This window comes from Roseovarius sp. MMSF_3350 (genome assembly GCF_030733425.1).
Classification (GTDB): Bacteria; Pseudomonadota; Alphaproteobacteria; order Rhodobacterales; family Rhodobacteraceae; genus Roseovarius.
Genome location: NZ_JASHIZ010000005.1, coordinates 39,297 through 57,951 on the forward strand (window position 1 = coordinate 39,297; position 18,655 = coordinate 57,951).

The 18,655-nt window shown below is 64.8% G+C and carries 18 protein-coding genes; 6 read left to right on the forward strand and 12 right to left on the reverse strand.

Going from position 1 to position 18,655, the window contains the following annotated elements; translation table 11 throughout:
* Positions 1-129: 129 nt before the first annotated feature.
* The 8 genes from RBB31_RS06580 to RBB31_RS06615 all read right to left on the reverse strand — a co-directional run bounded on the left by RBB31_RS06580 (position 130) and on the right by RBB31_RS06615 (position 8,310).
* Complete coding sequence (locus RBB31_RS06580; protein WP_306128472.1) at positions 130-1,314, reverse strand: cytochrome P450; 1,185 nt, start codon at positions 1,312-1,314, stop codon at positions 130-132.
* A 246-nt stretch (positions 1,315-1,560) separates the two neighbouring features.
* Complete coding sequence (locus RBB31_RS06585) at positions 1,561-2,160, reverse strand: hypothetical protein (RefSeq protein WP_306128473.1); 600 nt, start codon at positions 2,158-2,160, stop codon at positions 1,561-1,563.
* A complete protein-coding gene (locus RBB31_RS06590) occupies positions 2,157-3,008 on the reverse strand; it encodes a carbon-nitrogen hydrolase family protein (protein WP_306128474.1) in 852 nt (283 codons plus the stop codon). Before RBB31_RS06590 ends, RBB31_RS06585 begins: the two co-directional genes overlap by 4 nt.
* Positions 3,009-3,030: 22 nt before the next feature.
* Complete coding sequence (locus tag RBB31_RS06595; protein ID WP_306128475.1) at positions 3,031-3,444, reverse strand: hypothetical protein; 414 nt, start codon at positions 3,442-3,444, stop codon at positions 3,031-3,033.
* Positions 3,445-3,522: 78 nt separating this feature from the next.
* Positions 3,523-4,887 (reverse strand): FMN-binding glutamate synthase family protein, encoded by a 1,365-nt coding sequence (locus tag RBB31_RS06600; RefSeq protein ID WP_306128476.1) that lies wholly within the window; start codon positions 4,885-4,887, stop codon positions 3,523-3,525.
* Between the two features lie 80 nt (positions 4,888-4,967).
* Positions 4,968-5,837: a GXGXG motif-containing protein gene (locus tag RBB31_RS06605; protein WP_306128477.1), complete on the reverse strand. Its 870-nt coding sequence runs from the start codon at positions 5,835-5,837 to the stop codon at positions 4,968-4,970.
* On the reverse strand, positions 5,825-6,760 hold the full coding sequence (locus RBB31_RS06610; protein WP_103764721.1) for a glutamine amidotransferase: 936 nt from the start codon (positions 6,758-6,760) through the stop codon (positions 5,825-5,827). The genes RBB31_RS06605 and RBB31_RS06610 overlap by 13 nt, the downstream gene beginning before the upstream one ends.
* 80 nt (positions 6,761-6,840) lie before the next feature.
* A complete protein-coding gene (locus RBB31_RS06615) occupies positions 6,841-8,310 on the reverse strand; it encodes a glutamine synthetase family protein (protein WP_306128625.1) in 1,470 nt (489 codons plus the stop codon).
* Positions 8,311-8,536: 226 nt separating this feature from the next.
* On the opposite strand from RBB31_RS06615, the gene RBB31_RS06620 reads away from it, so the two are divergent.
* Complete coding sequence (locus RBB31_RS06620; RefSeq protein WP_306128478.1) at positions 8,537-9,220, forward strand: FadR/GntR family transcriptional regulator; 684 nt, start codon at positions 8,537-8,539, stop codon at positions 9,218-9,220.
* A 134-nt stretch (positions 9,221-9,354) separates the two neighbouring features.
* Here the strand turns inward: RBB31_RS06620 and RBB31_RS06625 are convergent, their stop codons facing one another.
* Both RBB31_RS06625 and hemC read right to left on the reverse strand, forming a co-directional pair.
* On the reverse strand, positions 9,355-9,906 hold the full coding sequence (locus RBB31_RS06625; protein WP_306128479.1) for a hypothetical protein: 552 nt from the start codon (positions 9,904-9,906) through the stop codon (positions 9,355-9,357).
* Between the two features lie 183 nt (positions 9,907-10,089).
* Positions 10,090-11,037: a hydroxymethylbilane synthase gene (gene hemC, locus RBB31_RS06630; RefSeq protein ID WP_306128480.1), complete on the reverse strand. Its 948-nt coding sequence runs from the start codon at positions 11,035-11,037 to the stop codon at positions 10,090-10,092.
* A gap of 93 nt (positions 11,038-11,130) precedes the next feature.
* Here hemC and hemE point away from each other — a divergent pair, with 93 nt between their 5' ends.
* Positions 11,131-12,165: a uroporphyrinogen decarboxylase gene (hemE, locus tag RBB31_RS06635; protein WP_306128481.1), complete on the forward strand. Its 1,035-nt coding sequence runs from the start codon at positions 11,131-11,133 to the stop codon at positions 12,163-12,165.
* 148 nt (positions 12,166-12,313) lie between these two features.
* The gene (dddP, locus tag RBB31_RS06640) at positions 12,314-13,657 is read left to right on the forward strand and encodes a dimethylsulfonioproprionate lyase DddP (RefSeq protein WP_306128482.1); all 1,344 of its coding nucleotides are present in this window, start codon (positions 12,314-12,316) and stop codon (positions 13,655-13,657) included.
* A gap of 66 nt (positions 13,658-13,723) precedes the next feature.
* Here the strand turns inward: dddP and RBB31_RS06645 are convergent, their stop codons facing one another.
* Positions 13,724-14,227, reverse strand: a complete 504-nt coding sequence (locus RBB31_RS06645; RefSeq protein ID WP_306128483.1) for a hypothetical protein — start codon at positions 14,225-14,227, stop codon at positions 13,724-13,726.
* A 195-nt stretch (positions 14,228-14,422) separates the two neighbouring features.
* On the opposite strand from RBB31_RS06645, the gene RBB31_RS06650 reads away from it, so the two are divergent.
* On the forward strand, positions 14,423-15,667 hold the full coding sequence (locus RBB31_RS06650; RefSeq protein ID WP_306128484.1) for a bifunctional alpha/beta hydrolase/OsmC family protein: 1,245 nt from the start codon (positions 14,423-14,425) through the stop codon (positions 15,665-15,667).
* Here RBB31_RS06650 and RBB31_RS06655 read toward each other — a convergent pair.
* Complete coding sequence (locus RBB31_RS06655) at positions 15,649-16,026, reverse strand: response regulator (RefSeq protein WP_306128485.1); 378 nt, start codon at positions 16,024-16,026, stop codon at positions 15,649-15,651. The genes RBB31_RS06650 and RBB31_RS06655 overlap by 19 nt on opposite strands.
* A gap of 297 nt (positions 16,027-16,323) precedes the next feature.
* On the opposite strand from RBB31_RS06655, the gene RBB31_RS06660 reads away from it, so the two are divergent.
* Both RBB31_RS06660 and RBB31_RS06665 read left to right on the forward strand, forming a co-directional pair.
* Positions 16,324-17,493, forward strand: a complete 1,170-nt coding sequence (locus RBB31_RS06660) for a lytic murein transglycosylase (protein WP_306128486.1) — start codon at positions 16,324-16,326, stop codon at positions 17,491-17,493.
* Positions 17,490-18,605: a class I SAM-dependent RNA methyltransferase gene (locus RBB31_RS06665; RefSeq protein ID WP_306128487.1), complete on the forward strand. Its 1,116-nt coding sequence runs from the start codon at positions 17,490-17,492 to the stop codon at positions 18,603-18,605. Before RBB31_RS06660 ends, RBB31_RS06665 begins: the two co-directional genes overlap by 4 nt.
* The last annotated feature ends 50 nt before the right edge of the window (positions 18,606-18,655 follow it).

Sequence of the window (18,655 nt, forward strand, 5' to 3'; positions counted from 1 at the left end):
CCGGGCGCCGTCACCCGGGGCTCCGTTGTAACCGCTACACAACCGCCCTCGCGCCGCAGTTCCGTCACGGGCGGCTGCTTAAAAATCCGCTTTCGGTTGCGGGTCAGACCCTTCGCCCCCGGCCCCGCATCACGCGATCTCGTATTTTATCGGCAGGCTCAGCGCACCGGTGTTCCCGCTGTCCGGCAGCCATTCCGGCGCGCCGTCATACGCCACCGTACGGAACGTCTGCCGCAATGCATCCAGCGCACAGCCCGTATCCGTCCGCGCCACGAAATGACCGATACAGTGATGCGCCCCTCCGCCGAACCCGAAATGCCGCTTGCGCCTCACCGTGATGTCGAACGCCGGATCCTCGCAGATCTCCGGGTCTCGGGCCGACGCATGGACCAGCAGGTTCAGCACCGTTCCCTTGGGGATCACCATCCCGTCCATTTCCACATCTTCCACGGCCTCACGGGTGGACCACGTCGTGGTGGGCCTTGCCCGGATGAACTCTTCCACCGCGTTGGGGATCAGGCTCTCGTCCTCGCGCAGCATCTGCCACTGCTCGGGGTTCTCGATGAACAGCGACAGGCCAAGCCCCAGCAAGGCCCGCGTCGTATCCACGCCGCCAAAGATGGAAATGACGATGGTGTTCAGCAATTCCTCATGCGTGCAGTCGCCATTGCGATCGAACTCCGCCACCATGCGGGCCACGTAGCTTTCGCTGTCCTCGCCGCGCCGCACCTTTGTCACCAGTTGGTCGGCCAACTGGAACAGAGTCTCACACGCCGCGTTGAACCGCTCCTGGTATTTCGGCGCCTCGATCCCCATCGCCAGCCCCAGGTCGGCGGCATTATGCGCCACCAGCGGCCACGCCTCGCGTTCCATGCCCAGCAGCGTCGTGATCGCCTGCCCCGCGAACGGCTCGCAGAACGCCGACTGGAACTCGCATGTGGTTTTCTCGCGCAGGTCCGCGCAAAGGTCCCGTGCGATCTCGTCGAACGCAGGGACCAGCGACAGCACGTAGTCCTCGCTCAGCGCCGGCACCGCCAGCGCCCGCAACTTCTGGTGCGAGTCCCCCTCGCGCCCGATCACGGAATCGCGCCAGAAATCCGCGAAAGCGCCTTCGATGCCCACCGTCTCCGGCCAGTTATGGCTGCCTTGTCGAAACCGCCGGTCGCGCAGGATTTTGCCCACCTGCCGGTACCGCAGCACCGCCAGGCCAAAGGGCGTCTCGGCGCACCAATGGGCCTCCCGCGCGGCGATGACTTCCGGCGCCCGGGTCGAGAACGTCGGGTCCTTAAGGTTCAGATACGGCAGGTTGCCCATGTGCGTCACTCTCCCGCGCCGCTGCGCGTCTTGAAACTCCTGATCCATCGCGTCGGGTTTTCGCGCTCGCGCCCGGCAATATACGCCAGCAGCACCTCTTTCACCCCCTCGTCCAGCTTCGGCTCTTAATACTCGTTCAGCATCCTGCGCGCATGGGTCTTCCCCGAAGCACGATTTCTTTTGCGCGCATCGGCGCGGTCAGCGCCCCCCACGATCCTTCATCGGCAAGACGTCCAAATAGAAAGACTACCGCCGCCCGCCCACCGGCGGATCGGCCCGGCTCGCGTCCCAGTCGGGCTCGAATCCCAGCACCTCGGTCGCGGGTGGCAAGGCCGGGTTGAACAGGACATTATGCGCCATCGTCGCCTGGTGCAGCAGGTTGTGCGGCGCCAGCCGCCAGACCTTGCAAGCCAGCTCGAACTCCTGACCGTAGGCATCAAAGCGCAACGTGGCATGCCCCGCCTCGTGCAGCGCCTTGGCGCCTTCGCTGCCCGGCGGGAAGGTCGCGGTCAGGATGTCCGAGAACTCCTTGGCCTTCTGATAATACGTCGCCGACAGGAACTGCAGCGCGTTTTGCCGCCGCTGCGCCGGGTCGTTGGTCTTGGCCGCCATATGCTGCAACTCCGGCGTCACCGAATAGCCCGGCGCCTTGTTCAAAAGCGTGATCACCACGCCCATGGGCGCCTCATGCCCTTCGGGCGTCACTTCCGGCATGATCGCGTCATCGGGGCGCCCGTCATTGTTGCGCATCGCCAGCTGCCGCACATGGCACTGCCACTTCAAAAACCCCAGCCGCAGCGGATTGTCGGAATAGCTTTGCCCCAGTTGGGCCGCCAAAGATGTCATGCCACGCTCCTCTCGGGGTCTGGCGTTTCCATGTCGAAATCCCGGTCGCTGGTCAGGCTCGGCACCCGACCGGCGGCCTTGTCCACGTCATCCAGGTCGATCTCCGCCTGTACGACGCCGGGCTCCGTGCCGCCCTCGGCCAGCACCTCGCCCCAGGGCCCGAGGATCAGCGAATGGCCGTAGCATTCGCCCCCACCCGGCACCGGCCCGATGGCACAGGGACTGACGACAAAGCGCGTGGTCTCGATCGCCCTTGCCCGGTTCAGCACATGCCAATGCGCCTCGCCCGTCTTCCTGGTAAAGGCGGCGGGGCAAATCAGCATCTCCGCCCCTGCCTGCGCCAGCCCGCGCCACAGCATCGGAAACCGCAGATCATAGCAGATCGTATGCCCGATCCGCCCGAACGGCGTGTCGTGAATGACGGCCCGAGACCCCGGCGCCACCCGCTCGCTCTCGCGATAAACTTCCGTCTCGCTCAACTGAATGTCGAACATGTGGATCTTGTCATACCGCCCCGTGACCCTGCCCTGATCATCCAGCATGATCCCGCGATTGATGATCCGCCCGTCCGGTCCGTCCACCGCGACGGACCCGAGGTTCATCCACACGCCCGCCTCTTTCGCAAACGCCTGCGCGTCGCGCAGGAACGGATGCTCGCCTTCCGGGGCAGAGGGCGCCGCCACAGCCGCACCCTCCGTTTTCAGTCCGCCGCAATATTCCGGCAGGAAAAGAACCTGCGCGCCCTTTGCCACCGCCCTCTCGGCCAGGGGCCGAGCCTCCGCCCAGGCCGATGCGAAATCGGGCATGGGCCGTGTCTGCAGGCAGGCGATATTGATCGGGCGCGTCATGTCTGGTCCTTTCAAAGTCCTCTCAGAACTTCATATAGGCCTTGCGCAGGTTCACCAAAGGGTGCCGGTCCGACATCTGGAACTTGATCAAGAGCTCCCGCGCGATCATGTCCCGGTCCTGCTGGTTGTCCGGCAGGTCGATAGAATCGGGCACCCGCACCCAGCCATTGTTGTTGCGGTCGAACACCGCCGGCGCGCCCTCCTCGTAGCCCATGTGCACGTCTTCCAGCCAGTTCAGGTCGTCCCAGCCCATTGTTTCCATGTACTTTTCCAGGAACGGCGTGATCCGGTCATAGTCCGGCACAAGGTTCACGTCATAGCGATACCCGATATGCTGCCCGATTTCCTTTTCACGTTCCGAGCCAAGCCCGTCCTTGTCCTTCAGGAACTGGTCGACATCGGTAATCTGTGATCCGCGATACTGTGATCCAGCCATTGTTTTCCCTCCTTGTCGGGAGGTGGGGTGAAACCCCACCCTACGCGATATCCGTAGGGTGGGTTTCAAACCCACCGATTAGAAATGGTGATAATCCTCGACGCCAACCGTATGGCTGGTGCCCGCCAGCGGAACCCCCGCCATGGCCGAGGCCTCCATCGTCAGCGCGGCCAGGTCCTCGGGCTCGAGGCTGTGCAGGTAGGTCTTGCCGCACGCCCGTGCGAACAGCTGCGCCTCGATGGTCAGCGTGTGCAGGAAGTTGTACACGCGTTCCGCCGCCTCGTCCGGGTCCAGCCGCTCGCGCAGCTTGGGATCCTGCGTCGCCACACCCACCGGGCAGCGGCCCGTGTGACAGTGATAGCAATAGCCCGGCTCGGCCCCGATTTCCTCGGGATAGTTGGCCTCGGGGATATCCTTGTTGCAGTTCAGCGCCATCATGGCCGAGTGGCCGATCGCGATGGCATCCGCGCCCAGCGCGATGGCCTTGGCCACGTCCGCGCCGTTCCGGATCCCGCCCGCGTAGACCAGGCTGATCTCGCCGCGCTTGCCAAGGCTGTCGATGGCTTTCCGCGCCTGACGGATCGCCGCCATGCCCGGCACGCCGGTATCCTCGGTCGCAAGGTGCGGACCCGCGCCCGTGCCACCTTCCATCCCGTCGATATAGATGCTGTCCGGGTCGCACTTCACCGCCATCCGCACATCGTCGAACACGCGGCTCGCCCCCAGCTTCAACTGGATCGGGATCTGCCAGTCTGTCGCCTCGCGGATCTCCTGGATCTTCAGCGCCAGGTCGTCCGGGCCCAGCCAGTCGGGGTGCCGCGCCGGCGAGCGCTGGTCGATCCCCGCGGGCAAGCTGCGCATCTCGGCCACCTGATCGGTCACTTTCTGACCCATCAGGTGCCCGCCCAGGCCCACCTTGCAGCCCTGTCCGATGAAGAACTCGCAGCCATCGGCCAGAACAAGGTGGTTGGGGTTGAAGCCATAGCGCGACTGGATGCACTGGTAGAACCACTTGGAGCTATAGCGCCGCTCGTCGGGGATCATGCCCCCCTCGCCCGAACAGGTCGCCGTGCCCGCCATCGTGGCGCCCCGCGCCAGCGCGGTCTTCGCCTCGTAGCTGAGCGCGCCGAACGACATGCCGGTGATATAGACCGGTATATCCAGCTCCAGCGGCACCTTGGCGCGCGGGCCGATCACGGTCTTGGTCTCGCATTTCTCGCGATAGCCTTCGATCACGAACCGCGTCAGCGTGCCGGGCAGGAATGTCAGGTCATCCCAGTGCGGGATCTTCTTGAACAGCGAAAACCCCCGCATCCGGTAGCGGCCAAGCTCGGACTTGATGTGGATGTCATCCATCACACGCGGCGGGAAGATGAAGCTGTCACCGATGCGGTTCACATCGCGGTCCAGCTGTTTTTTCTGCGGCAGATCACCATCAGCCATGTTTGTCTCCTTCGTGCATGGTGAGGTGGGTTGCAATCCCACCCTACACGCCCGGCGTAGGGTGGGGTTTCACCCCACCATTACAAAATCAGTTTCTTCTCGGTCGGCTCGAGGTTGTCGTAGTTCCACAACATCTTGCCCGCGACGATCTTGGTGAAATGATCCACACCCTTGTCGGGCATCAGGCCGTATTGCGTCAGCTTCCGCGTCAGCCACTTCTTGTCCAGCTCGGTCAGTTCCGCCTCAACCGCGTCCACGCCCAGGCTCTTGATTTCTCCGCCCACATAGATCGTGCCGTCATACATCGAGTCGCCCAAGTTCTTGCCCGCGTTGCCGCAGACCACCATCCGGCCCCGCTGCATCATGAAGCCACTGAGCGCGCCGGTATCACCACCGACGATGATCGTGCCGCCCTTCTGGTCGATCCCCGTCCGCGAGCCCACCGAGCCGCGGCACACGAGGTCACCGCCCCGAATGGCCGCGCCAAAGGTCGAGCCTGCGTTCTTCTCGATCATGATCGTCCCGGACATCATGTTCTCGCCGCAGGACCAGCCCACACGCCCGCTGATGCGCACGTTCGGCCCGTCGATCAGACCAACCGCGAAATAGCCCGTCGAACCCTCGATGATCAGGTTCAGTTTGCTCAGGATGCCCACGCCAAGGCTGTGCATCCCGCGCGGGTTCTGCAACACGATCGTGCCATAGCCCTCGCGCATCAGCTCGCGGATGTTCGAGTTCACTTCCGTCACGGTCTTGCCGTCACAGTCGATCTCGGTCCGCTTGTTGAAGTCGACATCAGGCGCCCACGGATAGGTGAACCGCTCCTCAGCATCCGGGTCGAACTCGACATACAGCGACTTGCCCGTCAGCTGTTCGGTCCGCATCCCCAGCGCGGTCACCCGCTCCTCCTGGGTCATCTTTTTCAGTTCTGCGTCGCTTACGCTTGCCATACCCGGACCTCCTCATCATAGGGATCTGTCGTGTCGATTTCCTGCGGCAGGATCGCGCGGATCGCCACCTCTTCGCTCGCCATGGCAATCAGGTCGTCGGATTCGTAAAGAACCAGCGGTTTCGCCGCCATCGTGTCCTTCGCCATGCCCAGTTGGTCCTTGGTGGCCACCAGGTAGGTGAACACCCCGTCGATCTCCTCGATCGACTTGCGCAGGCTTTCCTCCAGCGTGATGCCGTTGGCCAGGTTATGCGCGGTATAGACCGCCAGCAGCTCGCTGTCGCAGTTCGACATGAACCGGTGGCCCTTGCGCTCCATTTCGCGGCGCATGATCCAGTAATTCGTGATCTGGCCGTTATGCACCACGCTCACGTCGTTATAGGGAAACGCCCAGTAGGGGTGCGCCGACTTGATGTCGACATCCGATTCCGTGGCCATCCGCGTGTGCCCGATGGCATGCGTGCCCTTGAAATCGTTCAGCCCATAGGCTTTCGACACCACCGACGCATCGCCCAGGTCCTTGATCAGCTCCAGCCCATTGCCCATCGACAGGATCTCGATCCCGTCGGTTTCCTCGATATGCTCGGCCATCTCGCCGACATTGTCGGCCCCGCTGAACACGTAGCGCAGCGCGTATTCCAGCGGCGCTTCCTTGGACTTGATCTTGGCGCCATGCTCTTCCATGACCTGCTCGACATAGGCGATCCGGTCCTCGATCACCTTGTGAACGCCGCGGCCCTTTTCCATGTCCTCGGCCTCGGCCACCTTGAGGCGCATGATGTAATCGCCCTCGGTCGGTTCACCGTATACCGCGTAGCCGGTGCTGTCCGGCCCCCGGTGCTTGAGCGCCAGCAGCATCGAGGTCATCTCCGACCCCACGTCGCTGCTCTTGCCCTTGTAGATTAGTCCAGCAATTCCACACATCGCGAAACGCCTCCTCTGGGTTGCATAGTCGTTAGATCGGCGGCGGGCTCCTCAACCCGCCGCCAGACGCATGGGGTGCCTCAGGGCAGACACTCCATGTACGTGTCCTTGTCCCAGTCCGTCACGGTAGACATGAACCGGGCGTATTCGTCGTGCTTGTACTCGTCGTAAAGCCGGTACATCTCGCCGGGCATCCCGCGCTGAACGACCTCATCGTTCTTCAAGAAGTCCAGCGCCTCGCCGAGCGACATCGGAAGCTTCTTGACCTGCTTGCCGGCCTCGATCGCGGCGTAGATGTTGCGCTCCTCGGGCGCGCCCGGGTCCAGCTTGTTGTCGATGCCGTCATCCATCGCCGCCAGCAGGGTCGAGCCCATCAGGTACGGGTTCACCATGCTGTCGACCGAGCGGTACTCGAACCGCCCCGGCGCCGACACGCGCAGGCCGGTGGTGCGGTTCTGGAAGCCCCAGTCGGCAAAGACCGGCGCCCAGAAGCCCGTGTCCCACAGACGGCGATAGGAGTTCACCGTCGAACAGCCCACCGCGGTCAGCGCCTGCAGGTGATGCACCACGCCGCCGATCGCCTCGAGGCCTTCCTTGCCAGGCATCTGCGGGTCGTCGTCATCGGGCATGAACGTGTTCTCGCCGCCCTTGACGTACATGTAGTTCTCTTTCATCCCCGGCAGGTCCTTGGGGTCGTTGCCGCACTTGACGAACTCGTCCTCGCCGCCGCGCCACAGGCTCATGTTGTGGTGGCAACCGCTCGCCGACACGCCCATGAACGGCTTGGTCATGAAGCAGGCGAAAATGCCGTTCTCGCGCGCGACCTGCGCACAGATCTGGCGATAGGTGGTCAGACGGTCCGCGTTGCGCAGCACGTCGTCGAACATCCAGTTCAGCTCCAGCTGGCCGGGCGCGTCCTCGTGGTCGCCCTGGATCATGTCCAGGCCCATCTGCCGCGCATAGCGGATCACCTGCATGGAGACAGGCCGCAGGCTCTCGAACTGGTCGATGTGATAGCAGTAGGGCTTGGAGAAGCCGTCGCGCGGCTTGCCGTTCTCATCGAACTTCAGCCACATCATTTCCGGCTCGGTCCCGATCCGAAGGCTCCGGCCATGCTTCTTCTTGAAGTCCTCGTGCATCCGCCGCAGGTTGCCCCGGCAATCCGAGGTCAGAAAGCCGCCCGGATTTTCCTTTTCCTCGCGGTTGCGGAACAGCGTGCAGTAGAACCGGCCGATCGTCGGCGCCCACGGCAACTGCATGAAGGTTTCCGGCTCGGGGATGCCCACCAGCTCGGCCGCTTCCGGGCCATAGCCCAGGTAGTCGCCCGCGCGGTTGGTAAACAGGTTCACGGTGGCGCCATAGACCAGTTGAAAGCCCTTCTTCGCGACGGTTTCCCAGTGATCGGCAGGAATGCCCTTGCCCATGATCTTGCCGGTCACCGACACGAATTGCAGATAAAGGTACTCGATGCCCTTCGCATCGATCATCTTGCGGACTTCTTTGATTTTCTCGTCGCGCCCGGGGGCCTCGACAAATTTCTCAAGATCCATTTCAGCCACGGTTCAGCTCCCTGATGTTGTGCCGCCTTGCTTCGGTCTGGGACCAAGAAGCGGCTGGTATTTTAGGTGGCATGGGCAGGCATCGCGATACCGCCCAGCCCCTTCACGATTCCGAGGCTCAATCCAAAAGTCAACCGAATTTGATCCAAACATGCAGATTTTGCTGGAAATGGCCGCTATATGGTATATAATTGGTCCAGTTAACGGAGGAATCACAGTGGGTGACGCACAAAGAATGGGCGCGGCCGATATCGCCGGCCTCATCCGGCGCGAAATTTCCAAGGGCACGCTGCAACAGCATGACCGCCTGCCGCCCGAACGGGTGCTGGCCGATACCTACGGCGCCGCGCGCGGCACCGTGCGCAAGGCGCTCATGCAATTGGAATCCGAAGGTTTTGTCGAGATCCGGCCGGGCAGCGGCACCTATGTTCTGCACAAGACCGAGACGGCGGCGGCCAGCGCCATCGACAATGCCACGCCGCTGGAATTGATGGATGCCCGATTCGCGCTCGAGCCGCACAGCTGCCGCCTGTCGGTCCTGCACGGCCGCCACGCCGATTTCGACCGGATGGAGGCTCTGTGCGAGCAGATGGAGGCCAGTCTCGATGACCCCGCCGCGTTCTCCGAGGCCGACACGCAGTTTCACCGCGCCATCGCCGACAGCACCCGCAACGGCCTTCTGGTGTGGATCCTGACCCAGATCGGCAGCGTCCGCGGCCAGGACGACTGGACCCGCATGCGCCGCCTGACGCTGGATGAGCCGACGATCACCACCTATAACACCCAGCACCGCCAGATCCTCGACGCCCTGCGCGCCCGCGAACCCGAACGCGCCGCGACCATCATGAAGGAACACCTGGAAACCGCCCGCCTGTCCCTCACGCGCGCATCGGAAACCTGATACCCGTCCCGGGCCTGACCCGGGACCTCACGCTGCAAAAGCCCATCGCCAACCGCGTAGGGTGGGTAAAAACCCACCTTTGGTGGATGAAAACCCACCTCTGGTGGGTGCAAACCCACGGGCCGCAACGCCCTCTACTTCTCGTAAAGCCGCGCCATCTCGTCCCCGAAATACCTGTCGAACGCCTCGGGCGGCAACCACCCCACCGGCGCATCCTCCAGCTTCTGCCCCAGGAACAGCTTCACCGCCGCCACCGCGTGCCAACTCTGGCTGCCCGCCGCGTGATAGGGCCGCATCGGCACATAGGTTCCGTCCGTCAGGCGCAAATGCGGCCGGTCGATCCCGCTATCCGTGCCCTGGGCGCCCACCGTGCCGATCACGGCGGTTTCGACGTCACTCAACCGCCATTCCCATTCCTCGGCACCCTTGCGGTCCGTCACCGTCAGATGCACCCGGTCCGCCGCCCGGTCGAAGACCAGCACGGATCGCATCTTGCTGCGCTTCCAGTAGACCACCATCACGACGATCAGCACCGCTCCCGGCAACAGCAATTCGGGAAAGCCCTCCCACGCCATGAAGAGGCTCATGCCCGCCACGAACACGCCGGCCAGCGTCAACCCCAGCTTCTTGTCCGCCTGCTCATCGACCAGGGTCAGGGTGGTATCGGTCTTGTCCTCGATCCGCATCCACCGACGATGCCCCGCGCCCCGGAGTCCGTCAATACTACGTTGGGTGGGTGAAAACCCACACGTCCCACCGCACGCCGCATTAACGCCCCGGCCTGCCGACGTCTCCACCGCCGCGATACCACCCGGATACCGACGCAGGTACCGATGTCCGAAATCAGCAAAACAAGGCCGTTAACCTTTTCACTCGCGCCAGTCGAAGAACCCCGGCCCCGCGCGCTCCAGCAGCCCCCGCGCCAGCGCGTCGCCCAGCTTGGCCCCGTCCTCGACGGGCGCCTCGCCCTCGTCGCTCAGGCTCTCGCTGCCATCGGGCCGCAGCACCTCGCCGCGCAGCCGGATCGTGTCGCCCTGCAACTCCGCCAGCCCGGCAATCGGCGTCTCGCAGGACCCGTCCAGCGTCGCCAGAAAGGCCCGCTCCGCCGCCAGCCGCTTGCCCGTCTCGACGTCATGGATCGCCGCCAGCATTTCTGCCGCGCGGCTGTCATCCGCACGCCGCTCGATCCCGATCGCCCCCTGCGCCACGGCGGGCAGCATGTCATCGGTATCCACCGCGCCCACCGCCACCTCGGGCTGTCCCAGCCGGTTCAGCCCGGCCATGGCCAGAAAGGTGCATTCCGCCACGCCGTCATCCAGTTTCTTCAATCTTGTCTGTACGTTACCGCGAAACTCCACCACCTGAAGATGCGGAAACTTCACCAGCACCTGCGCCTTGCGCCGCAGGCTCGACGTGCCCACCTTGGCGCCCTCGGGCAGGCCCGCCAGCCCCTCGTAGCGCGGCGACACGAAGGCATCGCGCACGTCCTCGCGCGGCAGGTACGTGTCCAGCATCAGCCCCTCGGGCTGCAACACCGGCATGTCCTTCATCGAGTGTACCGCGATGTCGATCTCGCCCGACAGCATCGCCTCCTCGATCTCGCGGGTGAACAGACCCTTGCCCCCGATTTCCTTCAAAGGCCGGTCGATCACCCGGTCGCCCGTGGTCTTGATCACCACGATCTGGAACGCCTCGTGCGGCAGGTCGAACGCGTCCGCCAGCCGGTCGCGCGTCTCGTTCGCCTGGGCCAGCGCAAGCGGGGAACCTCGTGTGCCGATCTTCAGCGGCGCGGCGGGGGTGGGCATCGTCACTGTCATGCAGACGGTCTAGACGTGTAAATCTGGGCTGACAAGTTTTGGTTGACTTTCCAAGGCTCAAAGCGGACCAAACCACCAAAAGGGAGACCGCACATGGCGCCAAAGAAAACCATTCTCAAGGCCCTCGCCGGCGAGACGCAGGCAACGCCGCCGATCTGGATGATGCGCCAGGCCGGGCGCTATTTGCCCGAATATCGCGCCACGCGCGAAAAGGCCGGGGATTTCCTGTCGCTGTGCTACAACCCCGATCTGGCCACTGAGGTCACGCTGCAACCCATCCGCCGCTACGGCTTTGACGGGGCAATCCTTTTCGCCGATATCCTGCTGGTCCCGCAGGCGCTCGGCGCCGACCTGTGGTTCGTCACCGGCGAGGGCCCGCGCCTGTCGACCATCACGTCCCAGGCGGATTTCGACAAGCTTGGCCCCGCCGACGAGGTGCACGAAACCCTGAACCCCATTTACCAGACCGTCCGCAACCTTTCGGGCGCCCTGCCCCCCGAGACCACGCTCATCGGCTTTGCCGGCGCCCCCTGGACCGTCGCTACCTACATGATCGCCGGCCGCGGCACGCCCGACCAGGGCCCCGCCCACGCGCTCAAATCCGAAAACCGCCCGCTCTTCGAGGCGCTGATGGAACGTATCACCGAAGCAACCATCCAATACCTCTCGGCCCAGATCGACGCCGGCGCCGAGGCGGTAAAAGTCTTCGACAGCTGGGCCGGCTCCCTCAAAGGCCAGGATTTCGAAGATTTCGCGGTGGCGCCGACCCGCCGCATCATCTCGGCGCTCAAGGAAAAACACCCCGGCATCCCCGTCATCGCCTTTCCCCGCGAAGCCGGCGACGGCTATATCGGCTTCCACGAAAAGACCGGCGCAGACTGCGTCGCCATCGACAATTCCGTGAGCCCCGACTGGGCCGCCGAACACGTGCAAAAGGACGGCTGCGTGCAGGGCAACCTCGCCTCGTCCCACATGGTCACCGGCGGCGACGACCTGGTGCGCGAAACCCGCGCCGTGGTTGAGGCGTTCCGCGGCGGCCCGCACATCTTCAACCTCGGCCACGGCATCACCCCGGATGCCGACCCCGACAACGTGCAACTGATGATCGACACGGTGCGCAGCACCTGACCTCAGGGACGTTTTCTTGGAAAGAAAACGCCCCGAAATCTTTTCAAGATTTCGCCCCACCTGTCAGAAAGCGACCAAAAATCATGTCGCGTTCCGGCGGGCCGCCCCGTCGCGCCTCCGTCAAGCTGGCTTGAGGGAGGCCTGCCGGATGAACATCCATCACCGCGACACGCGCAAGATCGACCCCACCCGTGGCCCCGTTCTGGGCGACAACACCCCCAACGACGCCGACCGGATCGAGATCGGACCCACCCAGCTGGCGTTCCGCGAATGGGAAGCCGCAGGCCTGCAGCTCCCCGACCTGCAAGCCATGCGCCGCTACCGCTGGCAGCGCCTGACCCGCTTCATCCAGGACCGCGACTATGCCGGCCTCCTGGTCTTCGACCCGCTCAACATCCGCTACGCCACCGACTCGACCAACATGCAGCTCTGGAACACCCACAACCCGTTCCGCGCCCTGCTGGTCTGCGCCGACGGCTACATGGTGATGTGGGACTACAAGAACTCGCCGTTCCTCAGCACGTTCAACCCGCTGGTGCGCGAACAACGCTCCGGCGCCGACCTGTTCTATTTCGACCGGGGCGACAAGGTGGACGTGGCCGCCGACACCTTCTCGAACGAGGTGCGCGTACTGTTGACGGAACGCGCTCCCGGCAACACCCGCCTCGCGGTGGACAAGATCATGCTGCACGGCCTTCGCGCACTCGAGGCTCAGGGCCTGCAGATCATGGAAGGCGAGGAGCTGACGGAGAAATGCCGCGCCGTGAAAGGCTCCGATGAAATCCTCGCCATGCGCTGCGCCTCTCACGCCTGCGAAACGGCGGTGGCGGAAATGGAGCATTTCGCCCGGCTCAACGTGCCGCTAGGCCAGACCAGCGAAGACGACATCTGGGCCGTCCTGCACGCCGAGAACATCCGCCGTGGCGGCGAATGGATCGAAACCCGCCTGCTTGCCTCCGGCCCCCGCTCGAACCCGTGGTTCCAGGAATGCGGACCCCGCATCACGCAGCCCGACGAGATCATCTCGTTCGATACGGATCTCGTCGGCAGCTACGGCATCTGCGTCGATATCTCGCGCAGCTGGTGGATCGGAGACCGCAAACCGCGCCCCGACATGATCTACGCCATGCAGCACGCGCACGAGCACATCATGACCAACATGGAAATGCTCAGACCCGGCGTCTCGATTCCGGAACTGACAGCGGGCACCCATGTGCTCGACGACCGCTACCAGGCGCAGAAATACGGCTGCCTCATGCACGGCGTCGGCCTGTGTGACGAATGGCCCCTCGTGGCCTATCCCGATCAGGCCGTCCCCGGATCGTTCGATTACGTGCTGGAGCCGGGCATGACCCTCTGCGTCGAGGCGCTGGTGGGGGAGGTCGGTGGAGATTTCTCGATCAAGCTCGAAGATCAGGTGCTGATCACCGAGACGGGCTTTGAGAACCTGACGAAGTATCCCTTCGACGCCGCGCTGATGGGTCTTGCCTGATCGGGCTCGACAGTTCGTCGGCATCGGAACCCCAGCGACTTCACCCTGTCGCGAGCCAAGGCATTCTCAGGTTCCCCTGCAATTCGCCTCGAAGATTTCCGTCAACTTCAGGCGATCCCCGAACTCACGCAGCGCCATGTCGACGGCACTCACCGCGCCCGTTGGCCCCTTGCCCGAACCCGCCAGCCGGATGCGCTCGGGCCCGCTCTGGCCTTCCAAGGTCACGACCCCGTCCAGCAAATGCCCCTCGAACCCGTGGCTGGTTTCCTCTTCCGGCACGATCGTCGCGGTCGCGGTCACCCGCCGCACCGTGACCTCCCGGCACTCCAGACGCGTCAGATGCTCCGACACCCTTTGCGCGACCTCGCGCTCCAGGGCCGTGCCGCCGCCGTTTGCCATCGCGGGTCCGGTTGTCTCGGAGGCACCGTCTGTCTCTGGCGCCTCCGGATCGACCGCGCCGCCAGGCTGCGACGTCATGAACGTGTCGCTCAGCGCGAACAACCCCACGCCCCCGCACCCAAGGGCAAGGACCAGGATGACCGACTTGGCGATCAGGAAATCGCTGGACATTCCGGCGTCTATCACCTTCCAACCATGCCGCCACCATGGCACAGCCCAAGGGGAGGCGGCAACAAAACAGGGGCTCTGCCTCCCATATTGCTCTGCCCACGCCGCGGACAGCCTCACATTCCCGAGACGACCGTGAAACACACCTTACGCTTCGGCCCGGAACCGCCATCTTGAAAGCAACCGAGAGGATTTCCGATGCCAAGCGAACGTTTCACATTCAAGGGCCATGACGGGCATGATCTGGCCGCCCGGCTCGACCTGCCCGAGGGGCCGCACCTGGCCACCGCGCTCTTTGCCCATTGCTTCACCTGCTCCAAGGACATCCCGGCCGCACGCCGCATCGCGGCAAGGCTGGCGGGCGCGGGCATCGCCGTGCTGCGATTCGATTTCACCGGGCTGGGTCATTCCGAAGGCGAGTTCGAGAACACGTCGTTCACCTCGAACATCGAGGATCTCGTCCTGGCCGCCGACGCCCTGTCGGCGCGCGGCATGCCCCCCAGCCTGCTGATCGGCCACTCTCTCGGCGGTGCCGCCGTGCTGGCCGCCGCGTCGCGCATCGTCAGCGCCCGCGCGGTCGCCACCATTGCCGCGCCTTTCGACCCGGGCCATGTCACCCACAATTTCGGTGGCGCGCTAGACCGGATCGCCGCCGACGGCTCGGCCGAGGTCGAGCTGGGCGGTCGCCGCATCCGCATCGGCCAGAAATTCGTCGAGGATGTCCGCGCCGAGAAACTCGCCCCCCGCATCGCCGGTCTCAAGCGCGCGCTTCTCGTGCTGCACGCCCCGCGCGACGAAACTGTCGGCATCCACAACGCGACCGAAATCTTCAAGGCCGCGAAACATCCCAAGAGCTTCGTCACCCTCGATAGCGCGAACCACCTGGTCACCGACCCCGGTGATGCCGAGTACGCCGCCGGCGTGATCGCCGCCTGGGCGCAGCGTTATCTCGACCTCAAGCATCCCGCGCCGCCCCCCGGCGCGCCCGAAGGCGTCGTGCGTGTGTGCGAGGTGGATCCCGACGGGTTCCTGCAAGACATCCACGCCGGCCCGCGCCACCATGTCCGCGCCGACGAACCCGAAGCATATGGCGGCACCGACCGCGGCATGAGCCCCTATGGCTTTCTCGCCTCGGGCCTGGGTGCCTGCACGTCAATGACCATCCGGATGTATGCCCGTCGCAAGGGCTGGCCGCTCGAGCACGTCTCGGTCGACGTCACCCACGACAAGGTCCATGCCCAGGATGCCGACTGCACCAGCCCCGCCAAGATCGACAGTTTCATTCGCACCATCCGTCTCAAGGGCGCGCTCAGCGACGACCAGCGCCAGCGCCTGCTGGAGATTGCCGACAAGTGCCCCGTGCACCGGACGCTGGAACAGACGTCCAGGATCGAGACCCGGCTGGCCGCGCCCGAGGCCCCGGCTCAGCCCGAACGCGCGTAATGCTCCACCATCGCCGTCAGGTCGTCGGGCGGCGTATCGGCGCTGACGAAGGCCCGTGCATTGGCGCACAGCCCGAAAACCGACCCGTCCGCAAAGAACGACGTACTCGAGACGAACAGGATCGGCACACCGGGAAACCGTGCCTCGGCCGCGTCTGCAATGGCAAAGGCGCTGCTGCGCGTCAGGATCAGGTTCAGCACCACGACGTCACAGCGGGTTTCGCTCAGCGCATCCAGTGCGCCCTGCTGGTCATGCTCCAACCGCACGAACATACCGTGCCGTTCCAGGTGCCGCTGCCACACCCGGCCCAGCGCCGCATCGCTTTCCACGATCAGCACACGCAGTCGTCGCTTCGCCACCCTTCGGTCTTCTTCGGTCGTTCCGTTCGCACATGTGATCCGATCTCTGCACGACCAAAGGTTAACAAAAGGTTAATTTCGACCGGCCTCGCAAGTTACCGGGCCTTGGAACCGGCACTCTTTGCCCTGCGGCGCACAGCGTTGCACACCCGGCAAAGCGCGTCGGATGAAACGCCGCCGCCCGCCCGCGCGTTCGGGCCAGGTGATATTGAATAACACGCATCCGAAACTACAGGTTTTCCGGACTGGCCTCGGCCCGTCCGCTGCTGCACTCTGACGCAAAAAAGGAAGTACTGAATGATCCGCTGCCTCGCTCTCGCCCTCTCGCTCTGCACCGCCACGACCGCCTATGGTCAAAGCTGCGGTGGCTCGTTCTCCGGCTTCGTCGACGCGCTCCGGCAAGAGGCGATTGCCCGCGGCCACGCACCGGACAGCGTGAACAGCTTTTTCTCCTCTGTACGCCAGGATCAGAGCGTGCTTCAGGCCGACCGCCAACAGGGCGTCTTCCAGAAACCCTTCACCGAGTTCGCCCGCCGCCTGATCAGCTCGGGTCGCCTCGACACCGGCCTTGCCAAGGCACAGGAGTACGATGCCGTCTTCGACCGGATCGAGGCCGAGTACGGCGTGCCGCGCGGGGTGCTGCTGGCCTTCTGGGCGTTCGAAACCGACTTTGGCGGTTTCCAAGGCGATTACAACACGCTCAACGCGCTGGTCACCCTGTCGCATGACTGCCGCCGGCCCGAACTCTTCCGCCCCCAGGTTTTCGCCGCGTTGGAGCTCTACGAGATGGGCGGCTTCGACCCTGTACGCACCACCGGCGCCTGGGCCGGGGAAATCGGCATGGTCCAGATGCTGCCGCAGGACATCATCGACAACGGCGTCGATGCTGACGGCGACGGCCAGGTCGACCTCAAGACCTCCGCCCCCGATGCGCTGATGTCGGGCGGCAAGATGCTGCAACATCTCGGCTGGCGCGCGGGCGAGCCGTGGCTGCAGGAAGTCGACGTACCCGACAATTTCGACTGGTCCAAGACGGGCCTGCGGACCACGCTGCCCGCCGCCGAATGGGCCGCGATGGGCGTCACGCCGCGCCACGGCCAGATCCGCGGCGACCTGCCCGCCAACGTGCTGCTGCCGCAGGGACATAACGGGCCGGCCTTTCTCGCCTACCCGAACTTCAACGTCTATTTCGAATGGAACCAAAGCTACGTCTACGTCCTGACCGCCGCCTATTTCGCCAACCGGCTCGAAGGCGCGCCGGTGTTCGACGCGGGCAATCCCGATCCGGGCCTTTCCGGCGAGCAGATGAAGCGCTTGCAGGAAAAGCTCGCCGCACGTGGCTATGACGTGGGCGGGGTCGACGGCATCCTCGGCTCCGGTACCCGCGCCGCCGTGCAGGACGTACAGCAGGAACTGGGCATGCCCGCCGACGCGTGGCCCACGCCCGCGCTCCTGAACGCCCTATGACACCACGCCGCGCGTTCGAGGTCTTTCTCACCGCCCCGCCCGGCCTGGAACTTGCGTTGAAGGACGAGGCGCAGGCGGCGGGGTTCGCCAAGCCCAAGGCCACCCCCGGCGGTGTGCGCTTTCGCGGCCATTGGCCGGACGTCTGGCGCGCCAACCTCGCGCTGCGCGGCGCAGGCCGCGTCCTGGCCCGCGTCGCCCGCTTCCAGGCCATGCATCTCGACCAGCTCGAGGCCCGCACGCGAGAGATCGGCTGGACGGACCTTTTGCGCCCCGACGTGCCGGTCACGGTCGAGGCCACGACCCGCAAATCAAAGATCTACCACCAAGGCGCCGCCGCCGAACGCGTCGCCCGCGCCATCCACCACGTCACCGGCGCGCCCCTGGAAGGCGAAAACCCCGTCCGCATCCAGCTGCGGATCGAAGACAACCAATGCCTGCTCAGCCTCGACACGTCGGGCGCGCCGCTCCATCGCCGCGGCCAGAAACCCTTCGTCGGCAAGGCCCCCATCCGCGAGACCCTCGCCGCCCTGTTCCTGCGCCAATGCGGCTATACCGGCACCGAACCGGTGCTGGACCCGATGTGCGGCTCCGGAACCTTCCTGCTGGAGGCCGCGGAAATCGCCCTCGGTCGTGCCCCTGGCCGCGACCGGTCTTTCGCCTTCGAACGCTTCGCCAATTTCGATGCAAGCGCATGGCAGGACCTGAAAGGGGGCCAGACTGACACCCGAACCACCCTGCACTTCCACGGCAGCGACCGCGACGCAGGCGCCGTCGCGGGCGCGCGCTCCAACGCGGCGACCGCCGGCCTCGGCGACCTCATCACGATCTTGCACCATGCCGTCAGCGACCTTCAGCACCCCGACGGCCCGCCCGGCCTCGTCATGGTGAACCCGCCCTACGGCACCCGCATCGGCGAGCGCAAACAGCTCTTCGGCCTCTACGGCGCCCTCGGCAAGACCTTCGCGGAACGGTTCACCGGCTGGCGCGTCGGCCTCGTGACCACCGACGCCGGCCTCGCCAACGCCACCGCCCTGCCTTTCACCGACCCCGGCCCGCCCGTCGCCCATGGCGGCCTGCGCATCACGCTCTGGCAGACCGGACCGCTGCCGTGAAGCGTTAACCAAGATCGCGCGCTCGGCTTTACTTTTTGGCAAGAAAAGCG

Coding starts and splice junctions, on each gene's coding strand:
- dddP (WP_306128482.1), top strand. CDS start 12,314: ATGAACATCCATCACCGCGACACGCGCAAGATCGACCCCACCCGTGGC.
- RBB31_RS06665 (WP_306128487.1), top strand. CDS start 17,490: ATGACACCACGCCGCGCGTTCGAGGTCTTTCTCACCGCCCCGCCCGGC.
- RBB31_RS06610 (WP_103764721.1), bottom strand. CDS start 6,760: ATGTGTGGAATTGCTGGACTAATCTACAAGGGCAAGAGCAGCGACGTG.
- RBB31_RS06645 (WP_306128483.1), bottom strand. CDS start 14,227: ATGTCCAGCGATTTCCTGATCGCCAAGTCGGTCATCCTGGTCCTTGCC.
- RBB31_RS06600 (WP_306128476.1), bottom strand. CDS start 4,887: ATGGCTGATGGTGATCTGCCGCAGAAAAAACAGCTGGACCGCGATGTG.
- RBB31_RS06590 (WP_306128474.1), bottom strand. CDS start 3,008: ATGACGCGCCCGATCAATATCGCCTGCCTGCAGACACGGCCCATGCCC.
- RBB31_RS06660 (WP_306128486.1), top strand. CDS start 16,324: ATGATCCGCTGCCTCGCTCTCGCCCTCTCGCTCTGCACCGCCACGACC.
- RBB31_RS06625 (WP_306128479.1), bottom strand. CDS start 9,906: ATGCGGATCGAGGACAAGACCGATACCACCCTGACCCTGGTCGATGAG.
- RBB31_RS06615 (WP_306128625.1), bottom strand. CDS start 8,310: ATGGATCTTGAGAAATTTGTCGAGGCCCCCGGGCGCGACGAGAAAATC.
- RBB31_RS06580 (WP_306128472.1), bottom strand. CDS start 1,314: ATGGGCAACCTGCCGTATCTGAACCTTAAGGACCCGACGTTCTCGACC.
- RBB31_RS06595 (WP_306128475.1), bottom strand. CDS start 3,444: ATGGCTGGATCACAGTATCGCGGATCACAGATTACCGATGTCGACCAG.
- RBB31_RS06585 (WP_306128473.1), bottom strand. CDS start 2,160: ATGACATCTTTGGCGGCCCAACTGGGGCAAAGCTATTCCGACAATCCG.
- RBB31_RS06650 (WP_306128484.1), top strand. CDS start 14,423: ATGCCAAGCGAACGTTTCACATTCAAGGGCCATGACGGGCATGATCTG.
- hemE (WP_306128481.1), top strand. CDS start 11,131: ATGGCGCCAAAGAAAACCATTCTCAAGGCCCTCGCCGGCGAGACGCAG.
- RBB31_RS06605 (WP_306128477.1), bottom strand. CDS start 5,837: ATGGCAAGCGTAAGCGACGCAGAACTGAAAAAGATGACCCAGGAGGAG.
- hemC (WP_306128480.1), bottom strand. CDS start 11,037: ATGACAGTGACGATGCCCACCCCCGCCGCGCCGCTGAAGATCGGCACA.